The sequence below is a fragment of the Synechococcus sp. LTW-R genome (assembly GCF_014217875.1).
GTDB lineage: Bacteria > Cyanobacteriota > Cyanobacteriia > PCC-6307 > Cyanobiaceae > Vulcanococcus.
In genome coordinates this window covers 2,063,231-2,080,702 of record NZ_CP059060.1, presented here as the reverse complement: position 1 = coordinate 2,080,702, position 17,472 = coordinate 2,063,231, and the positions used below count along the sequence as shown (strand labels likewise).

At 66.4% G+C, this 17,472-nt stretch carries 23 protein-coding genes; 6 read left to right on the top strand and 17 right to left on the bottom strand.

Going from position 1 to position 17,472, the window contains the following annotated elements:
• Positions 1-122: 122 nt before the first annotated feature.
• Positions 123-1,328 carry a phosphoglycerate kinase gene (gene pgk, locus H0O22_RS11500; RefSeq protein ID WP_185186777.1) on the top strand — a complete coding sequence of 402 codons (1,206 nt, stop codon included), beginning with the start codon at positions 123-125 and terminating at the stop codon, positions 1,326-1,328.
• Between the two features lie 53 nt (positions 1,329-1,381).
• On the opposite strand, the gene H0O22_RS11495 is transcribed toward pgk, so the two are convergent.
• The 3 genes from H0O22_RS11495 to H0O22_RS11485 all read right to left on the bottom strand — a co-directional run bounded on the left by H0O22_RS11495 (position 1,382) and on the right by H0O22_RS11485 (position 3,862).
• Positions 1,382-1,804, bottom strand: coding sequence for a hypothetical protein (locus tag H0O22_RS11495; RefSeq protein WP_185186776.1), 423 nt, complete (start codon positions 1,802-1,804; stop codon positions 1,382-1,384).
• Between the two features lie 92 nt (positions 1,805-1,896).
• Complete coding sequence (locus H0O22_RS11490; protein ID WP_185186775.1) at positions 1,897-3,144, bottom strand: ATP-binding protein; 1,248 nt, start codon at positions 3,142-3,144, stop codon at positions 1,897-1,899.
• Positions 3,122-3,862 (bottom strand): response regulator, encoded by a 741-nt coding sequence (locus H0O22_RS11485; protein ID WP_185186774.1) that lies wholly within the window; start codon positions 3,860-3,862, stop codon positions 3,122-3,124. The genes H0O22_RS11490 and H0O22_RS11485 overlap by 23 nt, the downstream gene beginning before the upstream one ends.
• A gap of 131 nt (positions 3,863-3,993) precedes the next feature.
• Between H0O22_RS11485 and H0O22_RS11480 the strand changes: the two genes are divergently transcribed.
• On the top strand, positions 3,994-4,452 hold the full coding sequence (locus H0O22_RS11480; protein WP_185186773.1) for an EF-hand domain-containing protein: 459 nt from the start codon (positions 3,994-3,996) through the stop codon (positions 4,450-4,452).
• On the top strand, positions 4,442-5,311 hold the full coding sequence (locus H0O22_RS11475; RefSeq protein WP_185186772.1) for an NAD(P)-dependent oxidoreductase: 870 nt from the start codon (positions 4,442-4,444) through the stop codon (positions 5,309-5,311). Before H0O22_RS11480 ends, H0O22_RS11475 begins: the two co-directional genes overlap by 11 nt.
• Here the strand turns inward: H0O22_RS11475 and H0O22_RS11470 are convergent.
• Positions 5,301-6,035 (bottom strand): hypothetical protein, encoded by a 735-nt coding sequence (locus H0O22_RS11470; protein WP_185186771.1) that lies wholly within the window; start codon positions 6,033-6,035, stop codon positions 5,301-5,303. The genes H0O22_RS11475 and H0O22_RS11470 overlap by 11 nt on opposite strands.
• Before the next feature lie 53 nt (positions 6,036-6,088).
• Between H0O22_RS11470 and H0O22_RS11465 the strand changes: the two genes are divergently transcribed.
• Complete coding sequence (locus tag H0O22_RS11465) at positions 6,089-7,165, top strand: glycosyltransferase (RefSeq protein WP_185186770.1); 1,077 nt, start codon at positions 6,089-6,091, stop codon at positions 7,163-7,165.
• Here the strand turns inward: H0O22_RS11465 and H0O22_RS11460 are convergent.
• On the bottom strand, positions 7,142-8,209 hold the full coding sequence (locus H0O22_RS11460) for a histidinol-phosphate transaminase (protein ID WP_185188417.1): 1,068 nt from the start codon (positions 8,207-8,209) through the stop codon (positions 7,142-7,144). The genes H0O22_RS11465 and H0O22_RS11460 overlap by 24 nt on opposite strands.
• Before the next feature lie 67 nt (positions 8,210-8,276).
• Here H0O22_RS11460 and H0O22_RS11455 point away from each other — a divergent pair, with 67 nt between their 5' ends.
• Entirely contained in the window at positions 8,277-9,071 is a 795-nt protein-coding gene (locus H0O22_RS11455) for a pentapeptide repeat-containing protein (protein ID WP_185186769.1), read from the top strand.
• Here H0O22_RS11455 and H0O22_RS11450 read toward each other — a convergent pair.
• The 6 genes from H0O22_RS11450 to H0O22_RS11425 are packed head-to-tail and all read right to left on the bottom strand — an operon-like array spanning position 9,068 to position 12,922.
• Positions 9,068-9,580: a type II secretion system protein GspD gene (locus H0O22_RS11450; protein ID WP_255439308.1), complete on the bottom strand. Its 513-nt coding sequence runs from the start codon at positions 9,578-9,580 to the stop codon at positions 9,068-9,070. The two genes, H0O22_RS11455 and H0O22_RS11450, sit on opposite strands and share 4 nt — an antisense overlap.
• Positions 9,577-10,101, bottom strand: a complete 525-nt coding sequence (locus H0O22_RS11445) for a hypothetical protein (protein ID WP_185186768.1) — start codon at positions 10,099-10,101, stop codon at positions 9,577-9,579. The genes H0O22_RS11450 and H0O22_RS11445 overlap by 4 nt, the downstream gene beginning before the upstream one ends.
• On the bottom strand, positions 10,098-10,334 hold the full coding sequence (locus H0O22_RS11440) for a hypothetical protein (protein WP_185186767.1): 237 nt from the start codon (positions 10,332-10,334) through the stop codon (positions 10,098-10,100). The genes H0O22_RS11445 and H0O22_RS11440 overlap by 4 nt, the downstream gene beginning before the upstream one ends.
• Positions 10,307-10,975 carry a hypothetical protein gene (locus H0O22_RS11435; RefSeq protein ID WP_185186766.1) on the bottom strand — a complete coding sequence of 223 codons (669 nt, stop codon included), beginning with the start codon at positions 10,973-10,975 and terminating at the stop codon, positions 10,307-10,309. Before H0O22_RS11435 ends, H0O22_RS11440 begins: the two co-directional genes overlap by 28 nt.
• Positions 10,976-11,013: 38 nt before the next feature.
• A complete protein-coding gene (locus H0O22_RS11430; protein WP_185186765.1) occupies positions 11,014-12,174 on the bottom strand; it encodes a quinone-dependent dihydroorotate dehydrogenase in 1,161 nt (386 codons plus the stop codon).
• The gene (locus H0O22_RS11425; RefSeq protein ID WP_185186764.1) at positions 12,167-12,922 is read right to left on the bottom strand and encodes a ribonuclease H; all 756 of its coding nucleotides are present in this window, start codon (positions 12,920-12,922) and stop codon (positions 12,167-12,169) included. Before H0O22_RS11425 ends, H0O22_RS11430 begins: the two co-directional genes overlap by 8 nt.
• 64 nt (positions 12,923-12,986) lie before the next feature.
• Here H0O22_RS11425 and H0O22_RS11420 point away from each other — a divergent pair, with 64 nt between their 5' ends.
• Entirely contained in the window at positions 12,987-13,652 is a 666-nt protein-coding gene (locus tag H0O22_RS11420; RefSeq protein ID WP_185186763.1) for a DUF3747 domain-containing protein, read from the top strand.
• Between the two features lie 254 nt (positions 13,653-13,906).
• Here H0O22_RS11420 and rplL read toward each other — a convergent pair whose 3' ends face one another.
• The 6 genes from rplL to secE all read right to left on the bottom strand — a co-directional run bounded on the left by rplL (position 13,907) and on the right by secE (position 17,459).
• Complete coding sequence (rplL, locus tag H0O22_RS11415; protein ID WP_185186762.1) at positions 13,907-14,296, bottom strand: 50S ribosomal protein L7/L12; 390 nt, start codon at positions 14,294-14,296, stop codon at positions 13,907-13,909.
• Between the two features lie 62 nt (positions 14,297-14,358).
• On the bottom strand, positions 14,359-14,892 hold the full coding sequence (gene rplJ / locus H0O22_RS11410; RefSeq protein ID WP_185186761.1) for a 50S ribosomal protein L10: 534 nt from the start codon (positions 14,890-14,892) through the stop codon (positions 14,359-14,361).
• A 288-nt stretch (positions 14,893-15,180) separates the two neighbouring features.
• Complete coding sequence (rplA, locus tag H0O22_RS11405) at positions 15,181-15,888, bottom strand: 50S ribosomal protein L1 (RefSeq protein WP_185186760.1); 708 nt, start codon at positions 15,886-15,888, stop codon at positions 15,181-15,183.
• Between the two features lie 85 nt (positions 15,889-15,973).
• The gene (gene rplK / locus H0O22_RS11400; protein ID WP_010313529.1) at positions 15,974-16,399 is read right to left on the bottom strand and encodes a 50S ribosomal protein L11; all 426 of its coding nucleotides are present in this window, start codon (positions 16,397-16,399) and stop codon (positions 15,974-15,976) included.
• A 118-nt stretch (positions 16,400-16,517) separates the two neighbouring features.
• The gene (nusG, locus tag H0O22_RS11395) at positions 16,518-17,129 is read right to left on the bottom strand and encodes a transcription termination/antitermination protein NusG (protein WP_255439585.1); all 612 of its coding nucleotides are present in this window, start codon (positions 17,127-17,129) and stop codon (positions 16,518-16,520) included.
• An 81-nt stretch (positions 17,130-17,210) separates the two neighbouring features.
• Positions 17,211-17,459 (bottom strand): preprotein translocase subunit SecE, encoded by a 249-nt coding sequence (gene secE / locus H0O22_RS11390; protein WP_370521447.1) that lies wholly within the window; start codon positions 17,457-17,459, stop codon positions 17,211-17,213.
• Between the last annotated feature and the right edge of the window lie 13 nt (positions 17,460-17,472).

Sequence of the window (17,472 nt, the reverse complement as noted above, 5' to 3'; positions counted from 1 at the left end):
GGTGCTCCCTCTGTCTAGCGCCCACAGCCCAGAGAGCCAGCAATCAGCCGAGAGGCCTGCCAAACAAGGAAACCCTTGACTGGCCCGCTAAATTCGCCCGACCTCTACTCCTTGTCTCACCCATGGCGAAGCGCTCCCTGGCCAGCATTTCCGCTGACGAGCTGCGCAGCAAGCGCGTGCTGGTTCGGGTCGACTTCAACGTGCCCCTGAACGATGCCGGCGCCATCACCGATGACACCCGCATCCGCGCTGCCCTCCCCACCATCAATGATCTGGTCGGCAAGGGCGCCAAGGTGATCCTCTCGGCCCACTTCGGCCGTCCCAAGGGTCAGGTGAACGAGTCCATGCGCCTCACCCCCGTCGCTGCACGCCTGGGCGAACTGCTGGGCAAGGGCGTGGTGAAAACCGACAGCTGCATCGGTGCCGACGCTGAAGCCAAGGTGGCCGCCATGGCCGACGGCGACGTCGTGCTGCTCGAGAACGTCCGCTTCTTCGCTGAAGAAGAGAAGAACGAAGGCGACTTCGCCAAGAAGCTGGCCAGCCTGGCTGACGTGTACGTGAACGACGCCTTCGGCGCCGCCCACCGTGCCCACGCCTCCACTGAGGGCGTGACCCAGTACTTGAGCCCCAGCGTGGCCGGCTACCTGATGGAGAAGGAGCTCCAGTACCTCCAAGGCGCCATCGACGAGCCCAAGCGTCCCCTGGCCGCCATCGTCGGCGGCTCCAAGGTGAGCTCCAAGATCGGCGTGCTCGAGGCCCTGCTCGACAAGTGCGACAAGATCCTTGTCGGCGGCGGAATGATCTTCACCTTCTACAAAGCCCGCGGCCTCTCCGTCGGCAAGAGCCTGGTGGAAGAGGACAAGCTCGAGCTGGCCAAGGAGCTGGAAGCCAAGGCCGCTGCCAAGGGCGTTCAGTTCCTGCTGCCCACCGATGTGGTGCTGGCCGACAACTTCGCCCCCGACGCCAACAGCCAGATCGCCAAGGTGGATGCCATCCCCGACGGCTGGATGGGTCTGGACATCGGCCCCGACTCCGTGAAGGTGTTCCAGGACGCCCTGGCTGACTGCAAGACCGTCATCTGGAACGGCCCCATGGGCGTGTTCGAGTTCGACGCCTTCGCCGCTGGCACCAACGCCATTGCCACCACCCTGGCCGACCTGAGCGGCAAGGGCTGCTGCACGATCATCGGCGGTGGTGACTCCGTGGCCGCCGTTGAGAAGGCCGGCCTGGCCGACAAGATGTCCCACATCTCCACCGGTGGTGGCGCCAGCCTGGAGCTGCTCGAAGGCAAGGTCCTCCCCGGCGTGGCTGCCCTCGACGAAGCCTGATCTCCACTGACGATTCAGCGACAGGGGCCCCAAGGGGCCCCTTTTTTTGTCCCTCAGGAGGGGCGCTGGTGATGGCTCGGGGGAACCGGCAACTTGTAGCGCTGGCGTAACGCCTGGAGTTCCTTCCTCCAGCGGGCACGGTCATGGCGGTGCTGCCGCTCAAAGCAACTCGACGCCTTCGCCTTGGCCGTTCGATTCAGGCAGCCCTCCAAACGGGAGAGATCCGCCTGGCGTTGATCAAAGCGGCGGCGCTGCAGCGCCCGCAGGTCATCGAAATAACGATGGCGCTGCTCACGGCTGAGCTTGGAGAGGGCCTCCGCTTCCAGCTCAGCGAAGGCGGACCTCCCCTCCCCCATGGATGGCCGTGATCCCGCCCAGGCGGGGACGCTGGTGCTCAGGCAAAGCACCAGGCCCAACTGCAGCGCGCGTGACAGCGGCTGGAAGGGGCGCACAGCAGAGGAAACAGAAGACGACATAGCGGTGCATCAACGTGCCCCCACAGGCTGCGCGGGATCAACAACGCAGCTGTGACCCAAACCGCCGCCAGCTGTGACCAAATCCAACTGAGCTAGGCCGCCGCGAGGGAGTGGGCCGTCAGCACCACCGCAAATCCCTGCTCGCTCTGCACCCGGCTCAGGCCGCCGCCATGGCTCGCCGCGACCCGGGCAGCAATCGCCAGACCCAAACCGCAGTGGCCGCTGCCACCCCGCGCCCGGTCCAAGCGTTGGAAGGGCATCAGGGCCTGAGGCCACTGATCCGCCGGAATTCCCGGACCTTGATCCCAGACCTCGATGCGGAAGCCATCCGCCTCCGCAGGACGCAACACCAACCGCAGCGGAGCCTGACCGTGACTGAGGGCGTTCTCGATCAAGTTGCCCACCGCTCGGCCCAAGGCCACCGGCTGCACGCTCGCCTCCAAGGGAGTGAGATCGAGCTGCACCTGCTCCGCCTCCAGGGGAGCGGTCAACTCCGCCAACCACTGATCCAGGGGCAACTGCACCGCCGGTTCCGCATCGCCCCCTCCCGCAAACAAGAGGAACTGACTGGTGATGCGCTCCAGCGCATCCAGGTCCGCTTCCGCCGCCTGCTGATCCGCCAGGCGCAAGCGCAGACGGGTCAAGGGACTCTTGAGGTCGTGGGCGATGCCCGCCAGCATCGTTGCCCGCTCCCGGTCATTGCTGGCCAGGCGCTCGACCATGGCGTTGAAACGCCCCGTCAAGGAGCGAACGACCCGCGCGCCGCGCTCGGGCAGGGCTGGTTGCAAACCCGATCGCCCCACCGACCCCAGCGCCTGCTCCAGCTGCTGCAGGGGCGTTTGCACCTCACGCCAGAGGAACAGGAAGGAGGCGGAGATGCTTCCGGTCAACAGCGAAAGCCCCAGCAGGAGGGGATCGGGTGGCCAACGCTGGGCGGGGCCCACGGGAGTGAACAGCCAGATCGGCTCGAGGGGCGACAGCAACTCAACCCAGAGCCCCGGTGTCTCGCTGGCGGCCGGAAGAACCGGCGGACAGGGCCGCACCCGCTGGCACAACTCCTGCTGCAGCAGCAACGCCTGGCGTTGCAGGCGTCCATCGCGGCTCACGGGAGGGAAGGGGCCCACCCGCAAGGGCAACCCACTCAGCCGGGCCAGCGCCTGGGGGGGCAGGCGATCCAGTGCCAATTCCCCGAGCCGCAGGTTGAAGGCCACCTCCGGCCCCATCTGGGCAATCTGCGCGCGCTCCAGGCGCTGGGCCAGCAGGGACTGCAACACGACCAGCCCCAGGGCGGAAATGCCCGCCCCCGCCAGGACGTACTTAACGGGTGCGTGCTTGGCCATCGGGCACAAAGACGTAGCCGTACCCCCAGACCGTCTGCAGGTAGCGGGGCCGGGTGGGATCGGGCTCCACCAACTTGCGGACCCGCGAGATCTGCACATCCATGCTGCGGCTGTCGGTCTCCGATTCCGGTCCGCGGGCGAGCTCGATCAGGCGTTCGCGGGAAAGGGGGCGATGGGGGTGCTGCACAAAGGCCGCCAACAGGCTGAACTCACCGCTGGTGATCACGACCGGTTGGGCATTGCGCTCCAGGCGGCGGTTGGCCAGATCCAGCCGGTTCTCGCCGAACTCCACTAGCTGGCCCTCCGCCAGGGGCGTTCCGGCGGGCAGCGCCACCCGGCGCCGCAGGACCGCCTCAATCCGCGCCGTCAGCTCCCGCGGCAGGAAGGGTTTACCGAGGTAGTCATCGGCTCCCTGCTCCAGGCCAATGATCCGATCAATGCCATCGCCTTTGGCCGTCAGCATCACCACCGGCAGGTCATCGCCGCCGTCCCGCAGCCGGCGCAACAGCGTCAATCCGTCCTCCCCGGGGAGCATCACGTCGAGGACAACCAAATCGGGCCGTTGGCTCTCGAGCCGAGCCATCAGTTGTTCGCCGCTGCTCAGGCAGCGCACGTCGTAGCCCTGGTCGGTCAGGTAGGTGCCGACCAAACGCCGCTGCTCGGGATCGTCATCCACGACCCAGATGCGTTGGGGAGTGCTCCGTGCAGGCACGGCCATGGGTCTGCAGGCGCAACGTCATTCCCGACTGTATGGAGATCGAGCCACGGAAATCGCGCTAGACAGATCTGGTCACACCTTGCCGATCCACCAGGCCGATCGCCGCAGGGGGGACTCCATAGCCTGATGCCATGAGGCGCCACCGCTCCCGTTTCCTGCTTGCCGCTGGCGCCGGCCTGCTGATGGCCTGCCCCCTGGCCGTGCAGGCCCAGACGCCGCAGGAAATCAAGGCCTACGAACGGCGCCTGCAGCAGCTCTTCGAACAACTGGACCGAGACGGCAACCGACGGCTCGATCGCCAAGAGGTCCAAGGGCAGCCCTACCTCGAGCGCCACTTCGAGCGCCTCGACCAGCATCGGCGGGGCTACCTCGCCCCCGCCGATCTCAAACCCAGCCGCCAGCAACCGCCGCCGCGCGCCGAGCGGGTCTTGCGCAAGGCCGATCAAAACGGCGATGGCCGAATCGATCGTCAGGAAGCCCAGGGCTACCCCTGGCTGCGCAAACACTTCGACGTCATCGACCGCAATGGCGATGGCAGCCTGGATCGCCAAGAACTCAACACCCTCTCGAAACCCGCCCATGGCCAGTGATCAGGCAGGCGCCGTGAGCTGCATTGGCCTGGGGGCGCTCGGGGCCCCCATGGCCCGCAACCTGCTGCAGGCCGGCTGGAGAGTCACCGTCTTCAACCGCAGTCCCGAGCCCGCGGCAGCCCTGGCCGAAGCCGGGGCCCATCGGGCAGCGAGCGTGGCGGAGGCGGCCTCAGCCTCGCCGCTGCTGCTGCTCTGCCTGAGTGATGACCAAGCGGTCGATGAGGTGGTGGCGCTCGCCCGAGCCGGCCTGCGGCCGGGGGCCTTGGTGATCGACTGTTCCACCATCAGCCCGAGCACCAGCCAACGGCTCGCCCAAGAGCTGGCGAGCCAAGGGGTGAGCTACGTCGATGCCCCCGTCACCGGTGGAACTGAAGGGGCCCAGGCGGGAACCCTGCGGGTCTTAATCGGGGCTGACCATGCCTCCCTCACACGGGCCCGGCCCGTCCTGGAGGTGATCGGCGGCAGCCTGCACCACTTCGGTCCCGTTGGCGCGGGGCAACAGGCCAAAGCCGTCAATCAGGTGCTGGTGGCCGGGAGCTATGCCGCCGTCGCTGAAGCCTTGGCCCTCGCCGATCGCCTTGGTCTGCCCCCTGAACCCCTGGTGGAAGCCCTGAAGGGTGGCGCCGCTGGCTCCTGGGCCCTGGAGAACAGGAGCCAACAGATGATCAACGACTCCTATCCGTTGGGGTTCAAGTTGGCCTTGCACCGCAAGGACCTCGCCATCGCCCTCAACGCCGCGGCCGAGGCCCAGTTAGCGCTTCCGGTCTGCGAACAGGTGGCCGCCATCGAGGACGACCTGATCGATCAGGGCTGCGGCGAGCTGGATGTCTCGTCGCTGGCCCGCTGGTTCAAAGGGTGAGGTCGGAGCGCTTCGCCACCACCCGCACCTGCTTCGAGGCCGCGACGATTCCTTTGGGGTGCACAAGAAGCACCGCCCAGGTCTGACTTCCGGGCTGAAAAGGCGCCTGCACGGTCTTGAACAGGCCGCCACCACCAAGGGCTTCCAGCTGCAGGTCGGGGGCCTGCAGACGCAACAACTCACTGACGGTGACGGGCTTGATCGCACCGGCTACGACGGCCCCGTTGAGGGGGTCGTCAAAGATCACGTCGAGGTCGTAGCGCTGCCCGGTCAACACGGCGTCGGGGATCAGCAGGCTGACCCTCAGGTTGGGATCACCGCTGCGCAGGATCGAATTGGATTCGATCACGTCCTGGCTGTTGAAGCGCTCGCCACTGCTGCCGAGCACCAGTTTCTGGGTGGATTCAAAGCGGAATTTGTAGGGACCCTGGTTACGGCTACCCGCAACGGTCACCAGGGTGGTGGACCGTCCGTCCTTCAGGGAGACACCCGGGCTGACCTGCCAACTGGCATCGGGGAACTGGGCCCGCAGGAAATTGCGGCGCTGCAAGACCAGCTCGGGATCGAGGCCATTGCCGGCCTCCATCAAGGCGGTGATCTCCGAGGAGGAGCCGTTGTTGAGGGCGTCCTGCAGCGCCTGAAGACTCGGGGCCGCCCTCAGGGGGGCACCCAGGGCCAACCCGGTCAGAGCAATGGCGGCAGTCAGAAGAGAGCGCAACTGCACGGGAGCTCAACGGGGAGGAGCCCTTAAGTTAGGCGCGCTCATCAGCGATGCCCATGTCACGCCTGTTGATCGCTGCCAGCGGCACCGGCGGGCATCTCTTTCCAGCCCTCGCCGTCGCCCAGGCGCTGCCCTCGGATTGGGAAGTCCAATGGCTGGGGGTCCCCGATCGGCTGGAGACCGAGCTGGTGCCGAGCAGCATCCGCCTGCACACCGTCGAAGCCGGTGGCCTCCAGGGTCGGGGTCTGCGCAAGCTCTACAACCTGTTGCGCCTGCTGGGCGCCACCGTTGCGGTCCGGCGCCTGATCCGCCGAGAGCGGATCCGCCTGGTCTTCAGCACCGGCGGTTACATCGCTGCACCGGCAATCCTCGCGGCACGCTGGTGTGGGGTGCCGGTGGTGCTGCATGAATCCAATGGCGTCCCCGGGAAAGTGACGCGGCTGTTTGGACGGCTCTGCAGCCAAGTCGCCGTCGGACTGCCGCAAGCGGCGGAGCGCCTGCAAGGGTGCCGCCCGCGGGTCACGGGCACCCCGGTGCGGCGCGCGTTCCTGCAACCCGCAGCCCTCCCCAGCTGGGTGCCTCAGGGATCCGGCCCGCTGCTGCTGGTGATGGGCGGCAGCCAAGGGGCCGTGGGACTCAACCGCATGGTGCGGCCGCTACTGCCCCGGTTGCTCGAGTCGGGCTGCCGGGTCGTGCACCTCAGCGGCAGCAACGACCCCGAGAGCGGGACGCTCCAGCATCCCCTCTACGCCGAGCGCCCCTTCAGCGATGAGGTGGCCGGCTTGCTGCAACACGCCGATCTGGTGATCAGCCGGGCCGGAGCCGGCAGCTTGAGCGAATTGGCGGTCTGCGGGAGCCCATCGATCTTGGTCCCCTACCCCCAAGCGGCGGACAAACACCAAGACGCCAACGCCGGTGCCGCCGCTGCCGTCGGTGCGGCGGTGATCGTCTGGCAGCACCCCCCCGAACATCCCGCCCTGGCGCAAACGGTCTGGCGCCTGCTGGGTCCGCGCCTGCGGGGCTGTGACCCAGGGATTGATCCGCTGCTGCACCTGCGGCGCGGGATGGAGCGCCTGGCGGTCCGCGATGCGGAAGGACTGATTGCGGAGTTACTGCAGGAGCTCAGCGCCTAGGGCCCGCAGCAGCCGCCTGTTGCCGGCACGGTCCTGAAGGCCGATCCGCAGCCAGGACTCCCCCAGTCCCGCGAAGGAGCGGCAATCACGCACCAGGATGCGATGACGCTGCTCCAACGCCTCCCGCAACGGTTGCAACGAGCCCTGCTCGGCGCGCAGCAGGAGGTAATTCACCGCCGAGGGGTAGGGGCGAATGCCCGGCAAATCCCGCAGGCGCCGCTGCAACCACCCACCCTCCTCAACGACCCAGCGCTGCACGCGAGCGCACCAGCGCGCGTAATCGCGCGGATCCCGCAGCAAGGCATCGGCCAGGGCCCCAGCCCAGGCATTGATCGGCCAAGGATCGCGCCACTGGGCCCAACGCTGCAGCCGCTCGGGCTGGGCGACGGCATAGCCCAAACGGACTCCGGCAATTCCGTACAGCTTGGTCAGGCTGCGGATCACCACCAGGTTGGAGTGCTCCGCCACCAGGGGAATCAGGGACTGCTGCTCCCCGCCCGGCACCAAGGACAAGAAGGCCTCGTCGCAGATGACCAGGCGATGGCGCGCCAAGAGCGGCTCCAGGGACTCCCTGCTCCAGAGCTGCCCGGTGGGGTTGTGGGGATTGGTGATCCAGAACACCTCAGCCGCTGAGGCAGCGGGGAACGGCTGCGGAAAGGCCTGGTCCCACTCCAGAGGAAGAGACCAAGAACGCTGCTGTCCGCCCCAGCACTGGAGGCTGCGCCCGTAGTCGGCGAAACCGGGCTGGGGCAGGAGGGAGACACCGCTGCTCGCCGCATCACGGGCCGCCCACGTGAAGAGTTCGGCCGCTCCATTGCCGGGGAGAACCGCCTCGGGAGCGAGCTGATGCAGCAGGGCGATCTGCTGGCGAAGGCGCCACTGGCTGCGGTCGGGGTAGGCCCGCAGGTCCACCTGACGCAGGGCACGGCGGGCTGCCCGCGGCAGGGCAAAGGGGGCCAGGGAGGCACTGGCATCGAGGATCTGATCGGGCCGGCACCCCAAGCGCCGAGCCGTGGCCTCCAAATTGCCGCCGTGGGCTTCCATGCCACCAGCCTGATCGACGGGGGGAGCCAAGACCGTTAGAACGGCGCCAGTTCGGCCGCATAAGCCCATGGCTCGCCTGCGCCCCTCACTCGCGAGCTTGGTTGTGCTGCTGGAGACTGGTACCGCATGGGCCGCCGACGATCAAGCCCTGATGCGAACCCTGGATCAGCGGGCCTGTGAGCGCTGCATGCTGCAGGACGCCGATCTGGTCCATGCCGATCTGCGCGATGCCCAGCTGCAGGGAGCCCAAATGGAGCGGGCCAACCTGAGCGGCGCGCGGCTCGATGGGGCCGACCTACGCGAGAGCAACCTGCGCTTCACCAGCCTGGCGGGCGCCTCCCTGCGGGGAGCCGATCTGCGGGGATCGCAACTGGAGGGCACCGATCTGCGCAACAGCGACCTCTCGGGCGCCCAACTCGACCCCGGCGCCCTCGAGGGCAGCCATTGGCAGGGCGCCCGCGGCGTGAATGCCTCCGTCCACAGCTATGCCGCCCTCCACAACGCGGGTGTGCAGGCGGCGGAAGCCGGCCGCTTCCCGGAGGCCGAGCAGTTCTTCAGCCGCGCGATTGAACGGCTCCCCAACGCCGCCGTCAGCTGGATGGCCCGAGGGGTCAGCCGCGCCGAACAGGGGCAGTTCAGCCTGGCGGCCCAGGACCTGCGCTACGCAGGCCGGCTCTACAGCGAGCTTGGAGCGCTCCAACAAGCCAAATCCCTGGAAGAGGCTGCCGTCACCCTGCTGAAACCGAGCAAGAAAGCGAAGTCCGGCAACGGCATGGGCAGCGCCCTGCTCGGTGGACTGATGGCCGCCTTCAAGATGGTGGCGCCGATCGCCGCCAAGGCTGCTCTGCCGGGTTCGATTTAGTAGGGCGAAACCAACTGACGGGCTTCCGGCGTCGCTGCTTGGTAGCCGTAGCCGAAGGTGCCGCCGTTGTCGTCGCGAATGATGCGCGGCGAAACAAGGATCACCAGCTCGCGTTTCTCCCGTTTGTTGATGGAATTCCGGAAGAACTGACCGACGAACGGGATGTCGCCAAGGACGGGCCACTTGCGCACCACGGCCTGGTCGGAATCGGAAATCACGCCCGTCAGGATCAAAGTCTGGCCATCGCGCACCCGCACCTCACCGGTATCAAGGCGACGGGTCGTCAGGGTGTTCACCGTGCCGCAGCCTGCAATGAGCTGGTCCGTTGCGATCACCGCTGAGATTTCCGGTGACATCGAGAAGGTGACGAAACCGTTGTCGTCGATGCGGGACACGCGCGCACCAAAAGTCAGACCTGCGGTTCCAAATTCGGGCTGACAGCTGTTCGGCGCGCCGTTCTGTCCGGCCTGGACGGTGTAACTGACGATCTCCTGGGCACCAACGGTCACAAACGATTCGTTGGCGTAAGGGCGACCGATCGAAGCAGTGTTGAGAGCAGCAGGCTCAGCCCATTCACCCGTCGAAAGGCCTGGGGATCAACCGCGACCCCCTTCAGCACCAAACCGGTGCCCTGGGAGCGGACCTTCGTGAGCTGCACGCCCGCCGGTGTCACCGCCGACAGCTGTGTCACCAGAGCCGACCCCGAGGACACCCCCACCAAGCCCTTCGCCAACCCCTCGCTGCTGCGTTGCAGCTGGGCCTTGGCCCGCCGCACCCGACCGACCCGGGTCTCCAGGGCCTGCACCTGGACTTTCACACCGGAAAGTTGCGCCAAGGCGGCGCCCACCTGCTGCTGCCGCCAGCTGACCGCCGCGAGCAGGAGGAGCATCAAGGCGAAGACGCCCGCGCCCAGGGCCGCGCCCCGCACCAACAAACCCCGCGCCGGGACCAGCGGCCCGCCGGGCTCCAGCGCACCGCTGGCCCGCCGGCGCTCCTGCAGCAGATCAAGGGGCCCCAGGCGTGCGCTCATGGCTGCACCTCCGCCGCCGCCAGCCCCCAGAGCAGCCCCAAGGACAACGCCGGTGGATCCGCCAGGCCGTTCTCCAGGGCACCGGCCGCCAACGGATCCATCCACTCGAGCTCACCCCGCAGGGCCTCGACGCAGGAGGCGGGCAGCGCGGCCGCAGCCACCACCGCGATCGAGCTCGGCCTCGGAGCACGGCTGTGCCAGTAACTCAGGCATTGATCGAGCTCGGCCTGCAACGCGCCGGGCTCAGCCGGAGGCGGCAAGCGCCACTGCCAGGTCGGCGCCCCCTGCTCCAGCCGCAGCAACCAGCTCTGCTCGGGCTCCAGTCCCAACAGCCAACCGCTCTGCAGCCCGACGCCACGCAGGGCGCACACCGGAGCCGCCTCCAGGGCATCCAGCCCCAACCCCCATCGGCAAAGACGTCGATCCAGTCCTCCAGCAGGGCCGCCTCCACCGCCACCGAGACGCTGCTGCCTGGGCAGGTGGGCAGTGGCACGCGGAGCAGATCGACGGCCGTTTCCGCCGGCCAGGGCAACCGCAGCGCTTCCAGCGCCTTGGGCATCAGCGGGCCAGGGGCACTGCCCTTCAGCAGGCGCAGTTCACTGGCCGCCCCCGGCAGCACCGCCCAGATGCGGGCTCCGGCATAGCCCTGCTTCACCAGCCAATCGCCTAACCGATCAGCCAGGGCCGAGCCGTTCTGGGGACGCCCGCCAACGCAGAGCCCCGGCGGCAGGGTCAACTGATCCAGCCAGGTCAGCCGCCGGCCATCGAGGACCATCGCGGTGATCGCCTGATCCTGCAGCTCGAGGTAGACGCGCTGGGGGAACAGCCACGCTTGCAAGGGACCGAGGCGCTCTTGAACTCCTGCGAGCACCACTCGCCTACCGCTTGCTCTAGCCGCAAGCTATCGAGCTTTCAGCTCCAGGGCACCCCAGAGCCGACGGCTTCGCTGATGTTGCGGAAGCCGTGGCGATCGAGCTGCGCGCTCAGGCCCTCCAGGATCTCGGGGACCAAGGCCGGTCCGCCGTAGATCCAGCCGGTGTAGACCTGCACCAGGGAGGCGCCCGCGGTGATCCGCTCCCAGGCGGACTCCGGGGAATCGATGCCACCCACCCCGATCAAGGGGAGGCTTGGCCCCGCGGTCACCCGCAGGCGACGCATCACCTCCAGGGCCCGCTGCCGCAGGGGCGCACCACTCAAGCCCCCCGCTTCCTCCGCCAGGGTCTTCCCGGTCGGGGCCAGGCGACGCCCCTCCAGACCGAGACGATTCAGGCTGGTGTTGACCGCGATGACACCGGCCAGGCCCTCCTCATAGGCCAGGCGGGCAATGGCATCGATCGCGTCGTCCTCCAGGTCCGGCGCAATCTTCACCAGCAAGGGCGGGCAGGCCGGCAGACGCCGCAGCCGCTCCACGAGTCGCCGCAACTGCACTTCGTCCTGGAGCTCCCGCAGACCCGGGGTATTGGGGGAGCTGACATTGATGACCGCGTAATCCGCCAGGGGAGCCAGAAGCTCCAGGGAGGAGGCGTAGTCGTCTGGAGCCAGGTCCAGGGAGGTAACTTTGGACTTACCCAGGTTGATCCCCAGGACCGCGGGGCGCTGACCAGCCGCGGGCAGGGCCTGGCGTTCGAGGGTGCGGCGGGCGGCCTGGGCACCTTGGTTGTTGAACCCCATCCGGTTCAGGGCAGCCCGCTCGTCGGCCAAGCGGAACAAGCGGGGCCGGGGATTGCCGGGCTGAGCGTGCCAGGTGATCGTCCCCAGCTCAGCAAAGCCAAAGCCAAAGAGGTGCCAGATGCCCGCCGCGACGGCGTTCTTGTCAAAGCCGGCCGCCAGGCCGACGGGATTCAGGAAGCGGCAGCCGAACAGGGTCTGCTCGAGCCTCAAGTCTTTGCGCTGCAGCTCCGCCCCGAGTCCCGCCAGGGAGCTGCTCACCAAGGGCCAGTTGCGGCGCAGCGACGCCTGACCAAGGGCCTGCAGGGTGAGCTGGCTCAGCTGCTCGGCATCCGCCCCGTCATCACGGCTGAGCAGGGGGCCCACAAAACGCTGATAGAGCGATCCAGTGCCGACCTCAGCCATCTCCTCGCTCCTCGCCATGGGGCTCCCCTGATCCTGACGCGTCACGGCTCAGACGCCAGCGTCCGTCCTCCAGCGGCAGGACCTGCCAGTCGCGCCAGCGCCACGGCCCCTCACGCCCCTCCAGGGTCTTCAGGGGCTTCTCCACCAACTGGGCCAGCTCCATCAGGCTCAGGCCGTACGCGCCAGCAGCCAGGCGATCCGCCAGTTCCAGGCGGGTCAGCAACTGCTGCAGGGCCGGGGGGGCCAGATCGGGCGCAGGGGGAGCGGCCACGACTTCACCGGCGGCCAGGCTGATGGACTGGCCTTTCGAGAAGGCCACCGCGATCACGTCGCAGCGATCGTTATCCGGATCACCGCTGTGGCCCTTCACGTAGGTCAAGGGCAAGCCCTGAATCCGGGCGGCATCGAGGGCCTCCCAGAGATCGCGGTTCAGGACGGGACTGCCCGAGGCTGTCTTCCAACCCTTGCGCTTCCAGCCGTTGATCCACTTGCTGAAGCCGTCGATCAGGTACTTGGAGTCCGTGCGGATGCTCAGATCGGGGTGACGGGGCAGCACCGCCAACTGTTCCAGCAGGGTCAGGGCCGCCCGGAGCTCCATGCGGTTGTTCGTCGTGTTGGCGTCGGCCCCGCCGAATTCCCGGACGCTGCCGTCGTCAAAACGCAGCAGACAGCCCCAGCCACCGGGGCCTGGATTGCCACTGCAGGCCCCGTCGCAGGCGGCGGCCACCACCTTCGGCGTATCACTCACCACTGGGCTTGCCCCCCAACATCCGGTACAACACAGCTCTCGTCAGGAGCTCAGGAGACATCCCATGCAGCGAAGCTACCTCCCGTGGGCGGGCCTCGCTCTGCTGAGCGCAGGCCTGGTGAGCAGCCAAGCGGCCGCGGGGGTCTTCCAAAGCCAACCCCTCGAGCAAGAGCGTCTGGCCGTTCTGGGGCAACCGGTGGGCAGCCAGGGCTGGAAGTTGCTCGTGCTGGAGCAACTCAAGCCCGCGCCGAAGTGCTGGGAGGAGCGGCGGGATGGCTTGATCGATCCGGCCCTGAACCGCTTCAACTTCAGCGGGATCTGCAGCCGCTACCTCGACAGCAATGGCTATTCGCTGCGGGTCGGTGATAACGATGTCTCCCCCCGCTATCGCCTGCGGCTTGAGAGCCAAGGCAACACCCTGGTGCTGCTCGCCATGTCCGGCAGCCACCCCACGGAGTTGGTCGTGGGTCGTGGGGCCATTCCCCTGCGGGACCGGAGCGGCTTTGTCGCCCTCAAGCTGGAGCCGGGCTGGCAACTCGAGCGGCGGATGTACGGCGAGCGCAGCCTCAGCCACGTCTATTTCGCCAACCCCCAGCCCCTGGATGGGCTGATCGCCCAGGCGGAGCGGAATCAGGCGCGCCCGGTGGCGACCTATGGCAGCAGCCGGCCCGGCAACGGTCCGATCGCCCTGCAGGTCATCCCCTACGACGGACGGGCACAGCGATTCTGATCAGGGACAGTTGAGACAGCGGTCATTGACCTAGGCCGACTTTTTTCGCTGGCGGTATGTTTCTGGAGTGTGAGGAGTACGGAATACCACTTCCGGGGTCGAAACGAGGACAGACTCCCAGAAGCGTTCCGGCTCAAAGCCCTGCCTTCGGCGGGGCTTTTTTATTGCCCAGCCAACAGCTGCCATAAAAAAACCGGCCCCCGCAGGGACCGGCTGGAGAAAGGAGTGGGCAGCCGAGGCCGCCCACGGCGGGATCACTTGAGGGTGACCTTGCCGCCGACCTCTTCGATGGCCTTCTTCATGGCTTCGGCATCAGCCTTGGCCACGCCTTCCTTGACGTTGCAGGGAGCGCCTTCGACAAGAGCCTTGGCTTCGCCCAGACCCAGGCCGGTGGCCTCGCGGACGGCCTTGAGGACCTTGATCTTGGCAGCCGCGTCGAAGCCCTCGAGGTGGACGTCGAACTCGGTCTTCTCTTCAGCAGCTTCACCGTCGCCAGCAGCAGCGCCGGGGGCAGCCATCACGACGCCAGCGGAAGCGGCGGCGGACACACCGAAGGCCTCTTCGATCTGGCTGACAAGCTCAGAGGCTTCCAGCAGGGAGAGGGACTTCAGCTGCTCGAGGATTTGGTCGGTAGTAGCAGACATGGTTGGGAATCAGCAACAGATCTGTGTAAACAGTCGGATCGGAGAGCTCAGCAGAGCAGGCCTCAGTCGGCCTTGCCCTCGCCATCGGCGTGCTGCTTGAGCGCCCGAGCAAGACCGGAAGGAACTTCGTTGATGCCCACAGCCACCTTGGTGGCCACGGCGTTGATCGCACCTGCGATCTGCGCCATGAGCACCTCCTTGGAGGGCAGATCCCCGATGGCCTTGATTTCGGATTGGGACAGGAGCTTGCCTTCGAAAAGGCCTCCCTTCGTCTCCGATTTCTTGGTCTCCTTCTGGAAGGTCTGAACGGCCTTCACGGCACCGCCCACGTCACCCTTAACGAGCACGAAGGCGTTGGTGCCGGTGAGGAGGGAATCGAGTTCCGACCAAGCGCTATCGCCATCAATGGCACGGCGCATCAAGGTGTTTTTGGTCACCTTGCACACACCGTTGCTGGCCTGCAGACGAGTCCGCAGATCAGACATTTCCTTGATGGACAGACCCTTGTAATCAAGGACCAGCGCCATTTCGGCCTCGCCAAGGAGCTGCTTCAGCTCTTCGACGATCTGTTGCTTGTTCTCCAGAGTGCGGCCCATGGTTAAGGATCGGATCAGGGGAACAAGCCGGGTACGCAACCCCAGTACCGATTGGCACTCGAGGGGCTGCGGCTTGCCTCACCCAACCCGAACTCCCGTGGGAGCCCTGGTGGGAAAAACCGTCGCGGACACCTCGGCAGGGTTTAAGGACTCAGGTTCTGCGAGCAGAACAGGAATTCGACCTGCTGTCTTGGGTAGGGCGCGTAACCCTTCTGGCATTAGCCAGAGAAAGAACATACAACAAAGCCCCCGCCGAGGCGGGGGCTTTGAGCAGAGGGACGGGGACGATCAGCCCTCTTGCTTGATGTCCTGCAGTGCGGTCACGTCCACTTCCACGGAGGGGCCCATGGTGGAGGTGATGTACAGGCTCTTCCAGTAGCGACCCTTCGCACCGCTGGGCTTGTTGCGGTCGATGGTCTCCTGCAGGGCCTTCAGGTTGTCCAGCAGCTTGGCAGCGTCAAAGCTGGCCTTGCCGAAACGCACGTGGACGATGCCGGTGCGGTCAGCGCGGAATTCCAGTTTGCCGGCCTTGAACTCGTTGATGGCCGAGGCCAGGTCGGTGGTGACGGTGCCGGCCTTGGGGTTCGGCATCAAGCCACGGGGACCGAGGACGCGACCCAGCTTGGCCACCTTGGGCATCATGTCCGGGGTGGCGATCAGCAGATCGAATTCCATCTCGCCCTTGGCGATGGTTTCGACGAGATCGTCATCTCCCGCCAGGTCCGCACCGGCGGCCTTGGCTTCAGCAACCTTTTCGCCGCGGGCAATCACAGCGATCCGGATGCTCTGACCGGTGCCGTGGGGCAGCGCCACGGTGGTGCGCAGCTGTTGGTCGGTGTACTTGGGGTCGATGCCGAGACGGGCGTGGGCCTCGACGGTCTCGTCGAACTTGGCGGTGGCGTTGGCCTTCACCAGTTCAACGGCCTCTTGCGGGGCGTAGACGCGTTCTTCGACCTTGCCGAAGGCGGCGGAGTAGCGCTTGGAAATTTTGGGCATGTCAGGAATGGGGTGCAGACGAGCTCAGGAGCTCTCCCCCGCTAAGGAACAGAAAGGAAGGAATGCGTCGGGATGAACCCGTGGCTCAGTCCTTCACAGCAACGCCCATGTTGCGGGCGGTGCCTTCGATGATGCGCATGGCCGACTCAACGCTGGTGCAGTTGAGGTCGGGCAGCTTGGTCTTGGCGATCTCTTCGAGCTGTGCGCGGCTGATGGCCCCGACAGAACCCTTGGAAGAGGTGGCGGCACCCTTGGCGATACCGGCTGCCTTCACAATCAGCACGGAAGCGGGAGGGGTCTTGGTGATGAAGGTGAAGCTGCGGTCTTCAAAGACCGAGATCTCCACCGGAATCACGTATCCGGCTTTGTCCTGCGTCCGAGCGTTGTACTCCTTGCAGAACGCCATGATGTTGACGCCGTGCTGACCGAGGGCAGGGCCCACCGGTGGCGCGGGGTTTGCTTTGCCGGCATCGAGTGCCAGCTTGATCACAGCTACAACTTTTTTTGCCATCGTCCTGGCGTCTTGAGCAATCTGCGGATCCGCGACCCTAGGGCAGCGTGTGCGGCGGACTCCGGAAACCGAAGCACCGCCTTAGGCCGCCCTCCGCAGGGAGACGGCCGCACGGGAATCAGCTTTGTTTGCTGATTTGGGAGAACTCGAGTTCCACCGGTGTTTCCCGACCAAAGATCGAGAGCAGAGCTTTGAGCTTGTTGCGATCGCCGGAGACCTCGATGACTTCGCCTTGGAAGTCTTTGAAGGGGCCTGCGGTCACCAGAATCTGATCGCCCTCGGTCAGATCGACCTTCACGACAGGCTTCTTCTCGGCAGCCCGCTTGAAGATGCGATCGACTTCCTGGCGGCTCAGGGGGCGGGGCTTGATGTGACCACGCACCTTGCCGGTGGCACGGCGATCTTCCGCACCCACGAAGTTGATCACGTTGGGGGTGCTCCGCACCGCCATCATCGTGTCCTCATCGAGGACCATCCGAACCAGGACGTAGCCGGGGAAGACCTTCTCTTCGGTGCTCGTCCGGCTGCCGTCTTTCTTGAGTTTGACCGCGGGGGTCTGGGGGATTTCGATCTCCAGGATGCGGTTGTCCACGCCGAGGGTGACGGCCCGCTGCTCCAGGGTGGCCTTGACTTTTTTCTCGCAGCTGGAGGCCACCTGAACGGCGTACCAACGGGCAATCGGAGCCCGGCCTTCAGCGGAAGCGGCCGCAGGTTCAGCGTCGGCAGCCAGATCCGCCGCGGCGAATTCTTCAGTGGTCAGTTCGACGTCGGACACGAGCAAAGCAAAGAGAGGGGCGAACGATTCAGCGGGTCAGCGGAACACCTGGGAGCTTCCCCAGCCGTAGAAGCGATCGACGGCGGCGATCGCAAAGGCAGAGATGGTGATCATCAAGATCACCGCGACTGATTCACCAAACAGCTGCTGACGGCTCGGCCAAACCACCTTGCGCAACTCAGCGACGGTGTCCGCCACAAAGCCGGTCTTCACCGGTTCAGTGGCGGCAGCCTCGTCGGACTTGACTTGTGGTTCGGTCTGGGATTCCACGGATGAAGATTCCACAGGGGAAATCAGG

Coding starts and splice junctions, on each gene's coding strand:
- H0O22_RS11465 (WP_185186770.1), top strand. CDS start 6,089: ATGTCACGCCTGTTGATCGCTGCCAGCGGCACCGGCGGGCATCTCTTT.
- rplJ (WP_185186761.1), bottom strand. CDS start 14,892: ATGGGCCGCACTCTGGAGAACAAGCAACAGATCGTCGAAGAGCTGAAG.
- H0O22_RS11460 (WP_185188417.1), bottom strand. CDS start 8,209: ATGGAAGCCCACGGCGGCAATTTGGAGGCCACGGCTCGGCGCTTGGGG.
- rplL (WP_185186762.1), bottom strand. CDS start 14,296: ATGTCTGCTACTACCGACCAAATCCTCGAGCAGCTGAAGTCCCTCTCC.
- H0O22_RS11420 (WP_185186763.1), top strand. CDS start 12,987: ATGCAGCGAAGCTACCTCCCGTGGGCGGGCCTCGCTCTGCTGAGCGCA.
- H0O22_RS11490 (WP_185186775.1), bottom strand. CDS start 3,144: ATGGCCAAGCACGCACCCGTTAAGTACGTCCTGGCGGGGGCGGGCATT.
- H0O22_RS11480 (WP_185186773.1), top strand. CDS start 3,994: ATGAGGCGCCACCGCTCCCGTTTCCTGCTTGCCGCTGGCGCCGGCCTG.
- pgk (WP_185186777.1), top strand. CDS start 123: ATGGCGAAGCGCTCCCTGGCCAGCATTTCCGCTGACGAGCTGCGCAGC.
- H0O22_RS11485 (WP_185186774.1), bottom strand. CDS start 3,862: ATGGCCGTGCCTGCACGGAGCACTCCCCAACGCATCTGGGTCGTGGAT.
- rplA (WP_185186760.1), bottom strand. CDS start 15,888: ATGCCCAAAATTTCCAAGCGCTACTCCGCCGCCTTCGGCAAGGTCGAA.
- H0O22_RS11475 (WP_185186772.1), top strand. CDS start 4,442: ATGGCCAGTGATCAGGCAGGCGCCGTGAGCTGCATTGGCCTGGGGGCG.
- H0O22_RS11495 (WP_185186776.1), bottom strand. CDS start 1,804: ATGTCGTCTTCTGTTTCCTCTGCTGTGCGCCCCTTCCAGCCGCTGTCA.
- H0O22_RS11455 (WP_185186769.1), top strand. CDS start 8,277: ATGGCTCGCCTGCGCCCCTCACTCGCGAGCTTGGTTGTGCTGCTGGAG.
- H0O22_RS11430 (WP_185186765.1), bottom strand. CDS start 12,174: ATGGCTGAGGTCGGCACTGGATCGCTCTATCAGCGTTTTGTGGGCCCC.
- H0O22_RS11445 (WP_185186768.1), bottom strand. CDS start 10,101: ATGAGCGCACGCCTGGGGCCCCTTGATCTGCTGCAGGAGCGCCGGCGG.
- rplK (WP_010313529.1), bottom strand. CDS start 16,399: ATGGCAAAAAAAGTTGTAGCTGTGATCAAGCTGGCACTCGATGCCGGC.